Genomic DNA, 12,803 nt, shown 5'->3' with positions numbered 1-12,803 from the left:
ATGTCGTTCGCTAGAGGCGAAGCGCTTTGACTTTTTCGCGTGAGCGGTGAGAGAACTGCTCTTGCACGTTGTGAAGAGCTTCGAAGTTCGCCAGCACGCCATCCGCACGTGCCCGGTCGGGCGAGCCCTCGACAAAACCCAGGGCACTACGACCGATCCCCGATGTTTCAGTCGAAATAGTGCTGGCGGCGATCCGATAAGGCTTGGGCAGGGCCGAAATACGGCCTCTGTGCGGTATAGCCGTTTTGATTTGCGATAGATCAAAATGCTGCCTCAGTCGATGCGGCATAAGCTCATTTGCTGGGATCGCGAGCAGGTTTCCCACGCCAGCAGTGCCAGAGCGGGTCGCTCCCGTGAGCGCCAGGCGAAGTGGGCCGATCCACGGTGTGCATGCACCAGAACGGCGTCGGCAACGGCGCCGTTTCTGTTTCTGGCGGGATATGGCTGCGCATCGGCCATCTCGTTCCCGAAGGCGTGGAGCGCTCTCTCACGCAGAAGTCTTGGCGACCGGGGAACGCCTTCACCCGGAATAGTTCCGCACCGGCAAAAATATGCGCGGACGCGTTTTGCCGATGAACAAGGCTTGGGCCGCGAAGTTAGAAAAATACACTGTCCTCGCCGGCGTCAACGAGCCAAAGAAGAGCTGCCATGGCGTGCGCAAAGCCCGCGCGGAGGTCGCCGCTTATGCGGGCTCGAGAGCCAGATGATGGCCATGTTTGGTTGGACCGATCCGAAGATGCCCGCGCGCTACATCGCACCGGCGAACCGGGAGAAGCTCGGAATCAGCGGCATGGAGAAGATCGTCGCGTTCGATTGGACGTTTTTCACGACCGCCTCCGAGAAGTCATGCCCCATCCCGGGGCACGACTATCAGTCGACGAGAGTAAGATGGCGGAATCGCGAGCCACGGCCCCGCCGATGGGTGTAAGGGTGAGACTCGGTGATGCCCGACTTCATCTACAAGCTTGATGTGTCGCCACTGCTTTGCAAGCATGGTGTCTCCCATACTAGGGAGATTTTCACCTCGCGACATCGGTTCCTGCGTTACCTGGGCCTTCTGTTGTTCGGTCTTCTGACCGACCTGAACCAACCTGCATGTGCCATTTCGAAGGGATTGTCCGTTCCGGAAGATGATCCCATCAGGCAGATGACCGTAAGTCTGTACGGCGATCATGACGACTGCACCGGCGTGAAGATTGCCCCAAATCTCATTTTAACCGCCAGGCACTGCAGGCTAGATAAGTCCACCAGAGCGATATTTCCCGACGGGAGCTCTTACAAGATCGTGCAGCGGCTTGTACCAAATGCAAAGCGCACCAGTCGAAAAAATGAATACGATTTTGTCATTCTCATCATCGCCGCCAATGTCCCAGGTCCGGTCGCACTGATAGCGGATGAGGCTCCTGGAAACGGATCAATAGCGTGGATTGCTGGATACGGCGGAAAGAAACTGACAAGGACAGCCAACCCTCTGCGAAAACTTCCCGTTGAAATGATCGATAGGGACTATTCGCCCTCGGCCGCAACCGTCCGCACCCTGAAGGGCGGAGCCGTCTGCGACGGTGATTCAGGCGGTCCCGGCTACACGCAGGCGCGTGGCCAAATCGTGGTTTGGGGAATCGACAGCGCACCCCTCGGCGGCGGGCCTGGCTGCTCATCCCGAGAGCTCTACGCCAACGTGACCTCCGAACGCGATTGGATAAGAAAGACTATTGCGGGTAGCTACTGACCCGCGGAGGGCATCAGCCTGGTGAGGTGCCGATGATTGGGTTGGGTCAGTACGGTTGTGAAGTGGGAAATCGCAGCAAATCCAAATCAGACACGCAGAAAAATCTTGCGGCGATAAAGGAAGCGAGCGAGCAGTATCGCGAACACCAAGCCCAGCACACGCACCATGAAAATTCCGGTGCCCGGCGTTATCACCCGATCAAGCATTGCGGCAAAATCTCCTCCGGCGAAACGCGTCGCAAGCAGTTCGAAGGTCGACACTGTGCCGCCGGCGAAACGCAACGCGAACTGATCGGTGGTCACGTTGTTGATGAAGTAAAGCGTGATGGCATTCGCGCCGAGCCAGACGAATGCCGTTGCCCAGCGGCGGAAGCCCCAGACATCGATGATCTGATGCGAAATGCCCAGCAGAATCAGGCTGTATCCTCCGGCGACGAGCACGAAGGACGAGGTCCAGAGCACCTTGACGATCGGGAATTGCAGTCCCCAGAGATATCCGGCGACGATCAGCGGGAGGCCGGCCGCGATCAGCAACAGCGACTTCTGCCGTCCCTTTAGCCGCGGGTCCGTCAGGAGCAGACCAGCAAGCACGCCGAGCAGGCAGGTGCCGATGGCCGGTAGCGTGCTGAGCAGGCCTTCAGGATCGCGGGTGATGTCCCACTTCCAGCCGGGCAGGTAGTGGGCATCGATCCAGTTTGCGAGATTGGCGTCAGGTGCGAACGAGCCGGCGCCGATACCCGGTACCGACACGAACGTCATCAGCGCCCAATAGCCGACCAGCAGCATCACCAGCGCCAAGATGAGCCCGCGCACATGGAAATTCAGGAACAGGAGCGACGCAAACAGATAGCAGAGCGCGATCCGCTGCAGCACGCCGAGTAAGCGGATGTCGCTCCAGTGACGGCTAATGCCGCCGTAGAAGATCAATCCCAGCCCATACAGGGTGAGAGCACGGCGGAACACACGGACATAGGCCCACCCCCTTCCCTCTTTTTCGACCAGCCGCGGCAGCGACAGTACGATCGCGACGCCTGTGACGAAGATGAACAGCGGGAAAATGAAATCGTAGAACCGCAAGCCTTCCCACGCGACGTGGGTCATTTGCGTGTTGAGGAAGCCGCCCGCGATACTGAGCACCGGTCCCTTGTCCCGCAACATCCCGTCGAGCGACCAGACCACAGCGTCCGCGCCAAGTATCCAGAAGATGTTGAAGCCGCGCAGGGCGTCAACTGAGACGACACGCTGCGCCGTATTCGCCCGCGCTTCGAAGTGGCGCATCACCTTGCTCCCGCAATCCGTCCAGCCGGATTGTGCGGATCATCTGATGAAAATGCGAAAGCGCGCGTTGACCTGTGTCAATCGACCGCGCTCTGGCCTAGGGACGGGAACAACCTGGCAAAAGACCCTACGCGGACCACCACTATTGCGCGCGGTGTGCAGCGATCTCGGTCGCCGGCAATCTGCACCTGGCGGGTTCCTCCTGGACGCGGAAGTAATTCCGTCCAATGTATGACTTGTCGTAGTGCTGCCACGAGGTCGGCTGGCCCAGCGCCTGTACGCCGGCGAGCGTCACGGCAAAGACCGAGCTTTCCATGTCACGCTGCTGCCGGTCGAGGTTCTCCGGGAGCTTCGAGCTGGCATAATCGACGTAGGATACGAGACGGACGCAGGACAAATCGCTCGCCGCCGCGATCGCCGCCTTCGCGGTTATCAAATGATCAGAATGATCGCCGGGATTGATCTGCGGATCGAGCTCGGCCACGTTGATCTGCACCAATCGCGCCGGCCGACGCTCATAGTCGATGATCGCGCGCAGCGTCCCGACGAGGTCGTTCCAGCCGTGATAGGTGGTGCTGCCGTCGATAGCCGCGAGCGTGTCGTTATCGCCATCGGCGAGGCGCTTGAGCGATTGAAAGCCGGTATGCGCGTAGCCCGTGCCAAGCGGGCTGCCGTCTGGCACGTGCAGAAAATAGCTCACGGTATTGCGGTAGCTGACGCGGTGGATCGGGTGTCCGTTGAAGGTCATAACCGAGGCCGTGCCGCTGTCCGGCACCGCTTCGCTATCCGCCATGAAACGCACGGCCTGCTCGGCGCCATTGTCCCGTGCCAGATAAAGCGGTTGCTTGCGGTCACCCGTCCCAGTTCCGAGCCCGGCGTCGCCGGCGGTGACGTGGACGAAAACAGTCTTGGCGGCGCCGCCAATGACGTCCTGGAAGGCGGACGGGTTCATGAACAGCTGCCAGTCGTCCTGGTGGGCCGCAAAATAGAACGATACCTTATCGAGGCGTCCGTCTTCTGCTGCTGCCAACGCCGGCGCGCCGCCGAGGATTGCCGCGGCAAGAAAGGCATTTGCAATTTCGCGAAACATCGCTCGTCCCTCTGCGAGTGGCAGACAAGCATATGGCCATCGACGTTGGCGAATTCAATAAAGTGATCCAGCGAGACGCTGGCCTGATCCGTTGCGCGACGTGCGCGAGCATTACAGTCAGGAGTGCAATTGGCAGCGTCAGCACTGCATGACGGTATTTCGCGGCAAGCGAACCGTCGCCTCATGGAATCGCGTAGTGTGAAGCGCTTTCCGATAATGCGCGGCGGTGACGGACGGGCGAGAATTTGACATGAATCAAGGGTTGAGCGCGTGCCCCGGTTAACTTGGCTCAAATGAATCTGCCAGGATGCGAACAGACATGGTCAAGCGTAGCGAGAGCTGGAGGTCGCGTTCCCTCCTCAGTCGGTTTGCCCATGTTGCGGAGCGAACAGGACTTGCTCTAGCCGGCGGGTCGTGCGGACTGTTTGTGGCCGCACACGTCGCAAGGTCGGATATCAACCTGATCGGTTCAGCTGGCGTGATCATGCTCGTGATGATTTATGGCGCCTCAGGCTTCTATCTAGGTATCGATCTTCCCCCGCCTCCTGAGAGACTGAGAGAGCTGCCGTTGCGCCGTCTAGGATCAAGGGCGGATGCTGTCGAACTGCTCAGTGCTGCCGGCACTTTCCTGACGGCGATCGCCGCCGTCATTGCCGTCAGCAGCATCATCCTTGACGAGGTTGCGCGTCCCGGCGGCGTGATTGCGATCTTTCTGGCTTGGGTGATCGGTGCGTCAATGCAAATTGCCGCCGGGATCATCGCGCGATCACGCGCCCAGGCTTCTGCCCTTTGAGTTCCAAGAGAGGCGGCCAGAGGCTGCCCTCGCGGTTTGAACGCGAAGCTAAGCGCCTACCGCTGTGACTGCATGTGGGCGCAGCAGCGACGTGCCAGTCATCTGTACCGGCTTTGAGAGGCCCATTAGTTCGAGCAGCGTGGGCGCGATATCCGCAAGCCGCCCTTGCGCAAGCGCCACGTCGCCGGCGCCCATCAGCAAAAGCGGGACAGGGTTTGTCGTGTGGGACGTGTGAGGGCCGCCAGTTTCGGGATCGCGCATCATCTCGCAGTTGCCATGGTCAGCGGTGACAAGCAGGATGCCGCCAGTCTTGCGTATCGCCTCGGCGAGACGACCCAATCCTGTGTCGACTGTTTCGACCGCCTTGATTGCGGCCTGTAACCTGCCTGTGTGACCGACCATGTCGGGATTGGCGTAGTTCAGCACGATGAGGTCATACTTGGCGGAGCCAATCGCATCAACGGCCCTGTCAGTCAGTTCGAGAGCCGACATCTCCGGTTGCAGATCGTAGGTCGCTATCTTGAGAGACGGAACCATGATACGGTCTTCGCCTGGATATCGGACCTCCTCGCCACCGTTAAGGAAGTAGGTGACGTGCGGATACTTCTCGGTCTCGGCCATGCGCAACTGCGTACGGCCTGCGTCGGCCACCACCTGGCCCAGAACCTCGGGAAGAGGCTGCGGGGGAAATATTGTCTGGATGAATGCGTCCAGTTCCTCGCTGTAGTGAGTCATGCCGGCCGCGGCGGCGAAACGCATGGTTCGCCGGCGTGAAAAGCCGGAAAACCCTGGATCCAGGAGGGCCGCCAGAATCTCGCGCACGCGATCGGCGCGAAAGTTGAAGCAAAGTATGCCGTCTCCGTTCCTCATGCCACGATAGTCGCCGACGACCGCGGGCAACACGAACTCATCGCCTATGCCTTTCGCATAAGCATCGGCTATCACTGCGAGAGGGTCGGGAAAGCGTGGGCCCTCCGCGTCCACCATTGTGTAATAAGCTTTGGCCACGCGATCCCAGCGACGATCGCGATCCATGGCATAGTATCGACCGCAAACCGACACGATTGGAATGGATGGTAGCTGCGCCCTCAGGCGCGAAATGTACAGGTCTGCCGACCGTGGCGCAGTGTCACGACCATCGGTAATCGCGTGCACGACTCCGGTCACACCGGCTTCGGTCAGGATCTTCGCAAGCGCAATCGCATGATCCTGATGCGAGTGCACTCCACCTGGCGAGACCAAGCCGAGGAGGTGGCAGGTGCCGCCGGTCTGCCGCAGCCGCTCGATCAGCCAGGTGAGGGCGGACGCATTTTTGATTTCGCCGTCGGCAATTGCCGCGCTGATGCGCGGCAGGTCCTGCATGACAACGCGGCCCGCGCCAATGTTGAGATGTCCGACCTCCGAATTTCCCATTTGCCCTGGCGGCAGCCCGACATCGAGGCCCGACGCTTGCATGAGGGTGTGCGGGCAAATGCTCCACAGATGGTCGAAATTGGGAGTTCGCGCCTGACAGACGGCGTTGTCGGCGACAACGTCTCGCCAGCCCCAGCCGTCCAGAACCACCAGCATCACCGGTCGGCATTTCTGCATATCGAGCTACCCTTCGCTAAAAAACCAACTGGGAGCTGGATCATGATCCAGCCTCTCGCAAGCAATGTATCACCCGAGCCCAACCGCGACTCTGATAATTGCCCGAGTCTCCTCACCAGAAAGCGGACAGGCAACTGGCGAATCTCGACGCTACCCAAGATCTGCTGGATCAATTCTGTTATCAACTCATGTGAGGAGGTGAGATCGCGCAGCCTCTAGAAGAAGCCTTGCAGGCATACATAGGTTATTTGGCGGTTCCCTACCGCCAAGCCAGTGTAGAGCTAGCCAAAGAGAGGTGACGAACATTCTCGTTTCACCCTCTGGGGATTGGCTAGGGGGCACCGCAATGTTTGACGTCTATCTGAACGACAGGCGGGATATGCTCGTCGTGCGCAAGGGATATCCAATACCGATTGCATCGGGCCGATGGCGCAAGAGAAGGAAAATGGTAGGCAGTGTCAGCGAAGAAATCAGGCGTGCTGTGCTGAGCCAGGGCTATTACATGCGCAAGCTGAAGGACTTGAGGAAGATTTGAGGGTTCTACGAAGCCCACACGCCAGCGACTCGATATATCCCCTTTATGGCCCTGCCATGATGAACGGGCCGTTGTCCAGCGCGTCCTGCGCGCACTTGATGTCGGTCAGCGACAGAGGTGCTGGTTGCACAGAGACAACGACGATTCCGCCCGCATCGCGGTTTGACCGGGATCAACGGCAATCTTTCAGGCCATCTGTGCCCAATTCTCGTCACCGGTATGTGCGCTGACCGAACAGCCGGAACTTGCGGTTGACCCGAGGACTTGGGGGCGTCGCTGTCCCTGAACCGGCTCTGCTTTGACCTCGATCAACAAGCAGTCACCATTTCTGATTATCATTTTTAACAACAAGCAGCTTCGGAGGACCCCATGATGACGCGTCGGCAGCCTAACGCTGGACTTCTATCCGCTGCTTCAGTCGTCGCAGCCGGAGTGGCAACGGCTTCAGAAGCGAAAATCGTTCAGCTGCCTCCCGCGCGAACGTCGGGTGGAACGCCCCTGATCGACGCCCTGAAGCTCAGGCGTTCGACGCGCGAATATTCCACGCGGCCTCTCGAGCTCCAAGTGCTATCCGATTTGTTATGGTCCGCCTACGGCATCAATCGACCGAGTGGGGATCGAACCGCGCCGTATTGGCGGCACGTCATGGTCATCGATGTCTTTGCCGTGATGGAGAACGGAATGTGGCTTTATGACCCAAAGCGTCACGCGCTCGTCCTGCATCTGCAAGCCGACCTGCGCGCCAAAACCGGTCTGCAGGATTTTGTCGGAACTGCGCCGTTAGATCTCGTGTATGTCGCACACAGCTTGCGCATGCAGGATATCTCGGCCGACGAGCGGCGTCTTTACGCGTCGGTCGACGCCTGCTTCATCGGACAGAACGTCTATTTGTTCTGCGCATCCGAAGGACTCGCCACGGTGTTTCGCGGCGCTGTGGATCAAAAGGCTTTAGCGGAGGCGATGCATCTTGACGCCGGTCAGTTTATTACATTTGCTCAAACGGTTGGATATCCGGCATGGCAATGAGCCGGCACGCGTTCGCGCCGGCTCCCATTCTGGTTAGAAGTGATTGAACGGAAGTGCGAAACGCTACTGGCAGCGAAACACTTGAATGACGACGACCCTTGCAAAATTGCTCGTGCAAAAGCAGCAGCTGATCGAGCGGCTGGAGAAGAATCCCGGCCCAGAAGAATGCGAGGAAATTGAACGCCTGCTTGAGCAGATCAACGCGGCGTTGGATTCGCTCTGCGAGGTCGGGCCCGGCATCAGCAAGAGGGCATGAAGAACTCAGTCAGCATCTTCCACAATCGCGACCTCAGCGCGTTTCAGCGGGAGATATTGACCGCGCCCAGCAGCGTATTGATCTGTCCGTTCCCCCACATTGGCAGAAGCAATCTGCCAAAGCTGCGGCCGGAATCTTCAGTGATTCGAAGAAATGTTGGCTCGCCTGCTTCCAATGTGGCGCTGCTCTGAGCGCGCAAATAGCTGAAGCTTGTATCTATCGAGATCTCATCGATGAACCGGCCTGCCAATGCCGCCGTTTCCTGCAGGCCTTCGTCGAGGAATTCGAAACGGAAACGCTCCGGCAACGTAAAGACACTCAGGACAAAGGGTCTTGCAGACAATTTTGGCAGGTCAGAAAATCTCAGGTCATCCCCGAAGGGCATACCATTTTCTGCCCGTCTTAGCTCGTTCCAGAGAGAAACGACGGACTGCAGGTCTGGATCGGGCTCGTCGGGAATTGGAAAGGGATTGAGGCAGCGCATGACAGGGCTTCGCATTTGCAACATGAGGTCAGAGTTGCAGCTTAGAATAGCCAGTCGGGCTCGATGTTGATCTTCGTCAACAGGTGGGCCACCAAGGCAGATACTAATTTAGACGCTGACGGCGGCTCAAACTCAAACGATGCCATGACCGAAATTGTGACGATCACGCCTAATCCGGCAGTCGATGTGTCGACATCGGTCGAGAGGATCGTCCCGGTCTACAAGCTGCGGGGCACGTCGCAACAGCGCGATCCCGGGGGCGGAGGGATTAACGTGGCGCGCGTCATCAAACGTCTGGGCGGGGATGTCACCGCGATCTACCCTATCGGCGGCGCGACGGGAGATCTGCTGCGCCGATTGCTCGACAAAGAGGGCGTTCCAAACCAGACTTTCTCCATCACCGAGGAAACGCGCGAAGATTTCTTTGTCAATGAAACCAGCACCGGCCGGCCATTCCGCTTCATCCTGCCTGGACCGAGCCTCACTGACGGAGAGTGGCAACAATGCTTGACATTGCTTTGCAGGATCGAGCCATTTCCCCGCTTTGTGGTCGCGAGCGGAAGCCTGCCCCGAGGGGTTCCCGACGACTTCTACGCAAGGTTGACAAGAATTGCCAAGCGGCTTGGCGCCAAGATGGTTCTTGATACATCAGGCCCGGCGCTTGCTGCTGCCGTCGCCGAAGGCGTCGATTTGATCAAACCGAATTTGCGAGAAATGCGGGAGCTGACTGGCCGCGAGCCAAATGATGCCAGCGAATGGGAGGTCGCAGCGAAAGCTCTCGTCCACGATGGCAAGGTCGCTACCATTGCCCTGACCATGGGCCATCTCGGCGCGGTGCTGGTCACCCGCGACCAGGTGTTGCGAGCCGAGCCGCTTCCCATCACGCCGATCAGCGCAGTCGGCGCGGGCGATAGTTTTCTCGGAGCGCTGCTGTGGCAGTTAGCATCGGGAGGCAATCCCGTGGAATCCTTTCGGTATGCCGTCGCGGCCGGTGCAGCCGCGCTGCTGAATGGCGGAACCAGTCTCTGCCTGCCCGACGACGTCAAGCGTCTTGCGCAACAGGTTGTCCTCAAAGCGGCGTGACGGATTCGACGGGCATGGAGCAGCCAAACCCGCCACGCGGACAAGCCGCGCCAGAGACCTGACGCGCTTTCCCAAAATCGGCGCCACTCTTGATGCCGGTCGTCTTCGCGCTCCTCGGACATGATCAAATTAGACAGCTAAGGACCTATCCTCGCCAGAAGCTTGATCTTTCGCAAAAGCTGCAGTCGCCGGGCGAGCAAAATACTTAAAATTGGGTTGCAAATGTTGCCATGCGGGAGAAGCACCATGACCGCTTCCGGTTACACGCGGTGGTTCAAGGAGATCGGCCTCGAGGATGTCCCCCTGGTGGGAGGCAAGACCGCCTCGCTGGGCGAGCTCTACTCGGCGCTCGCACGGCAGGGGGTCAAGGTACCGAATGGCTTTGCGCTGACTGCATCGGCTTATCGCGACGCGCTGACGCAGGCTGGAGCCTGGGACGAACTCCGCCGACTCCTCGCCGACCTGGACAAGCGGCGCATTGCGGATCTCGCCAAACGTGCCCGTGAGGCGCGCGCCATCGTTTACGCGGCAACTGATCAGGACAACCTGCGCCGAGAAATTGGCGAAGCCTATCGGCAACTGGAACAGGAATATGGTGCCAATGTCGCGGTCGCGGTGCGCAGTTCGGCGACTGCCGAGGATTTGCCGACCGCGAGCTTCGCGGGACAGCATGAGAGCTTTCTCAATGTTCGCGGTCCGGATGATCTTATGATCGCGTGCCGGCGGTGCTTTGCCTCGCTGTTCACCGATCGAGCAATCTCCTATCGCATCGACAATGGCTTCGATCATTTCAAGGTCGCGCTGTCCGTTGCGGTCATGAAGATGGTCCGCTCCGATCTCGCGGCAAGCGGCGTGATTTTCACGCTGGACACCGAATCCGGATATCGCGACGTGGTTTTCGTCACCGGCGCGTATGGCCTCGGCGAAAACATCGTCCAGGGGACCGTGGACCCGGACGAATTCTATGTGCACAAGCCGACTTTCAACAAGGGTTTCCACGCCGTCCTGTCGCGCCGCATGGGGACGAAGGAAATGCGCATGGTCTACGCCAAGGGACGCGCAACCACCCGCAACGTGACGACGTCGAAGGCTGCTCGCAATCAGTTCTGCATCGATGACAAGGATGTGTTGGAGCTTGCGCGGTGCGCCATCGTCGTGGAGAACCACTATTCAGAAAAAGCCGGCGCGCCGACTCCGATGGATGTAGAGTGGGCCAAAGACGGCAGCGACGGCGCGCTCTACATCATTCAGGCGCGTCCAGAGACAGTGGCATCCCGTCGCAAGCCGCAAGCGCTCGAAAGCTATGTCCTCAAATCAACGGGCAAGGTCGTTGCCTCCGGACGCGCCGTCGGCGAGAAGATTGCGGCCGGAAAGGCTCGACTGATCAAGAACGATCGAGATCTTCGCGCTTTCAGGCCGGGCGAAGTGCTGATTGCCTCAACAACCAGCCCCGACTGGGAGCCAGTGATGAAGACTGCCGCTGCCATCATCACCGACCACGGCGGCAGAACCTGCCATGCAGCCATTATTGCTCGCGAGCTCGGCGTTCCGGCGGTCGTTGGCACCGAAAATGTCACGCGACAAGTGAAAACGGGAATGTCAGTCACCGTGTCCTGCGCGGACGGCGACATCGGCCATGTCTATGACGGCGCCCTGTCATTTTCGGTTGAGCGGATCGCAACTGACAGGCTGGCAAAGCCGCGCACCGAAATCATGGTCAACCTCGGCAATCCGGAAATCGCCTTTAAGACGGCAATGGCCCCGAACGACGGCGTCGGGCTGGCGAGGATGGAGTTCATCATCAACCAACACATCGGGATCCATCCGATGGCGCTTGCGCAGCCCGCCAAGGTCAAGTCCGCGCACGACCGGCGGTCGATCAGACTCCTGATCGAACGCTATCGGAAGCCATCCGACTTTTTTATCGAGAGCCTGTCGGAGGGTGTCGGAACCATCGCCGCGGCATTCTATCCACGCCCTGTCATCGTCAGGCTTTCCGATTTCAAGACGAACGAATATGCCAGCCTCCTGGGGGGAGCCGATTTTGAGCCGAAAGAGGAGAACCCGATGCTCGGGTTCCGCGGCGCTGCACGCTATGCTCACCCGGCTTACGCCGAAGGCTTCGCGCTGGAATGCGCAGCGCTGCGCCGTGTGCGCAATGCGATGGGCCTGACCAATCTCAAGATCATGATTCCGTTTTGCAGGCGCATCGAGGAGGCACGTAACGTTATCGAAACCATGGCACGTCACGGCCTCAACCGTGGTGAAGGTGGTCTCGAAATATTCATGATGTGCGAGATTCCGAACAATGTTATTCTAATCGATCAGTTCGCCAAAATATTCGACGGATTTTCGATCGGTTCGAACGATCTGACTCAGCTCACGCTCGGTGTCGACAGGGATTCCGATATCGTCGCATTCGACTTTGATGAACGCGATCCGGGAATGCTGCAAATGCTGACGATGGCGGTGACGGGCGCCAAACGCAATCGGCGCCATGTCGGGATTTGTGGTGAAGCGCCGGCAAACTATCCGGAAATCGCGAAATTCTTGACCGAACTCGGCATCGATTCGATCAGCGTAAATCCATCAAGCATCCTGCGTACGATGGCGATAGTCCATGAGGCTGAACGGAGCATGGCTAAATCAACGGCGATCGCAAGCTAGGCGCTGCTTGTCGCGTGCATACGAGAACTTCAGCTCTTCGCGAATTTCATCGTCCTCCAAGGCGTCCTGAAGTCGGCGCTTCTGCTCATTGACAAGAAGCGCCTTGCGGAAGGTCTTCGCCGACTGCGAACCGTTCGCTTCCCGCTTTTTCCGCATCGCTTTGGCCACTTGGGCATCCTCCGAGAAAGGAAGTATTTTAAAAATGCAGAACCCACCGCTGAGTGGACTGAGCGAGATCAATCTTTTTCTCTTTTTTGGAAACTAGCTTTTCGA

General features: G+C 58.9%; 13 protein-coding genes. 7 read left to right on the top strand and 6 right to left on the bottom strand.

All coding sequences use genetic code 11. From position 1 onward, the window contains the following. Positions 1–10: 10 nt before the first annotated feature. Positions 11–325 (bottom strand): hypothetical protein, encoded by a 315-nt coding sequence (locus tag VKR55_RS03030; protein ID WP_324399522.1) that lies wholly within the window; start codon positions 323–325, stop codon positions 11–13. Between the two features lie 618 nt (positions 326–943). On the opposite strand from VKR55_RS03030, the gene VKR55_RS03025 reads away from it, so the two are divergent. Next, complete coding sequence (locus VKR55_RS03025; protein ID WP_324399520.1) at positions 944–1,729, top strand: S1 family peptidase; 786 nt, start codon at positions 944–946, stop codon at positions 1,727–1,729. Between the two features lie 86 nt (positions 1,730–1,815). Here the strand turns inward: VKR55_RS03025 and VKR55_RS03020 are convergent, their stop codons facing one another. Then, the gene (locus tag VKR55_RS03020) at positions 1,816–3,006 is read right to left on the bottom strand and encodes an acyltransferase family protein (RefSeq protein ID WP_324399518.1); all 1,191 of its coding nucleotides are present in this window, start codon (positions 3,004–3,006) and stop codon (positions 1,816–1,818) included. 142 nt (positions 3,007–3,148) lie between these two features. Next, complete coding sequence (locus VKR55_RS03015; protein ID WP_324399516.1) at positions 3,149–4,096, bottom strand: hypothetical protein; 948 nt, start codon at positions 4,094–4,096, stop codon at positions 3,149–3,151. Positions 4,097–4,523: 427 nt separating this feature from the next. Here VKR55_RS03015 and VKR55_RS03010 point away from each other — a divergent pair, with 427 nt between their 5' ends. Next, the gene (locus VKR55_RS03010; RefSeq protein WP_324399514.1) at positions 4,524–4,889 is read left to right on the top strand and encodes a hypothetical protein; all 366 of its coding nucleotides are present in this window, start codon (positions 4,524–4,526) and stop codon (positions 4,887–4,889) included. Between the two features lie 48 nt (positions 4,890–4,937). On the opposite strand, the gene gpmI is transcribed toward VKR55_RS03010, so the two are convergent. Continuing rightward, positions 4,938–6,479 (bottom strand): 2,3-bisphosphoglycerate-independent phosphoglycerate mutase, encoded by a 1,542-nt coding sequence (gpmI, locus tag VKR55_RS03005; protein ID WP_324399512.1) that lies wholly within the window; start codon positions 6,477–6,479, stop codon positions 4,938–4,940. A 346-nt stretch (positions 6,480–6,825) separates the two neighbouring features. Between gpmI and VKR55_RS03000 the strand changes: the two genes are divergently transcribed. From VKR55_RS03000 to VKR55_RS02990, 3 genes are all read left to right on the top strand, one after another. Next, positions 6,826–7,014, top strand: coding sequence for a hypothetical protein (locus VKR55_RS03000; RefSeq protein ID WP_324399510.1), 189 nt, complete (start codon positions 6,826–6,828; stop codon positions 7,012–7,014). Positions 7,015–7,383: 369 nt separating this feature from the next. Next, a complete protein-coding gene (locus tag VKR55_RS02995; protein WP_324399508.1) occupies positions 7,384–8,040 on the top strand; it encodes a nitroreductase family protein in 657 nt (218 codons plus the stop codon). A gap of 85 nt (positions 8,041–8,125) precedes the next feature. Beyond that, positions 8,126–8,296 (top strand): hypothetical protein, encoded by a 171-nt coding sequence (locus tag VKR55_RS02990; RefSeq protein ID WP_324399506.1) that lies wholly within the window; start codon positions 8,126–8,128, stop codon positions 8,294–8,296. 43 nt (positions 8,297–8,339) lie between these two features. Here the strand turns inward: VKR55_RS02990 and VKR55_RS02985 are convergent, their stop codons facing one another. Continuing rightward, positions 8,340–8,780: a hypothetical protein gene (locus tag VKR55_RS02985; RefSeq protein ID WP_324399504.1), complete on the bottom strand. Its 441-nt coding sequence runs from the start codon at positions 8,778–8,780 to the stop codon at positions 8,340–8,342. Positions 8,781–8,924: 144 nt separating this feature from the next. Here VKR55_RS02985 and VKR55_RS02980 point away from each other — a divergent pair, with 144 nt between their 5' ends. Together VKR55_RS02980 and ppsA are read left to right on the top strand one after the other, a co-directional pair. Beyond that, a complete protein-coding gene (locus tag VKR55_RS02980) occupies positions 8,925–9,863 on the top strand; it encodes a 1-phosphofructokinase family hexose kinase (RefSeq protein ID WP_324399910.1) in 939 nt (312 codons plus the stop codon). A gap of 246 nt (positions 9,864–10,109) precedes the next feature. Further along, positions 10,110–12,530 carry a phosphoenolpyruvate synthase gene (gene ppsA, locus VKR55_RS02975; protein ID WP_324399502.1) on the top strand — a complete coding sequence of 807 codons (2,421 nt, stop codon included), beginning with the start codon at positions 10,110–10,112 and terminating at the stop codon, positions 12,528–12,530. Here the strand turns inward: ppsA and VKR55_RS02970 are convergent. Next, positions 12,510–12,770 carry a hypothetical protein gene (locus VKR55_RS02970; RefSeq protein WP_324399500.1) on the bottom strand — a complete coding sequence of 87 codons (261 nt, stop codon included), beginning with the start codon at positions 12,768–12,770 and terminating at the stop codon, positions 12,510–12,512. The two genes, ppsA and VKR55_RS02970, sit on opposite strands and share 21 nt — an antisense overlap. Positions 12,771–12,803: the final 33 nt, after the last annotated feature.

The sequence above is a fragment of the Bradyrhizobium sp. genome, assembly GCF_035309285.1.
Classification (GTDB): Bacteria; Pseudomonadota; Alphaproteobacteria; order Rhizobiales; family Xanthobacteraceae; genus Bradyrhizobium.
This window is presented reverse-complemented; position numbering and strand designations above follow the sequence as displayed.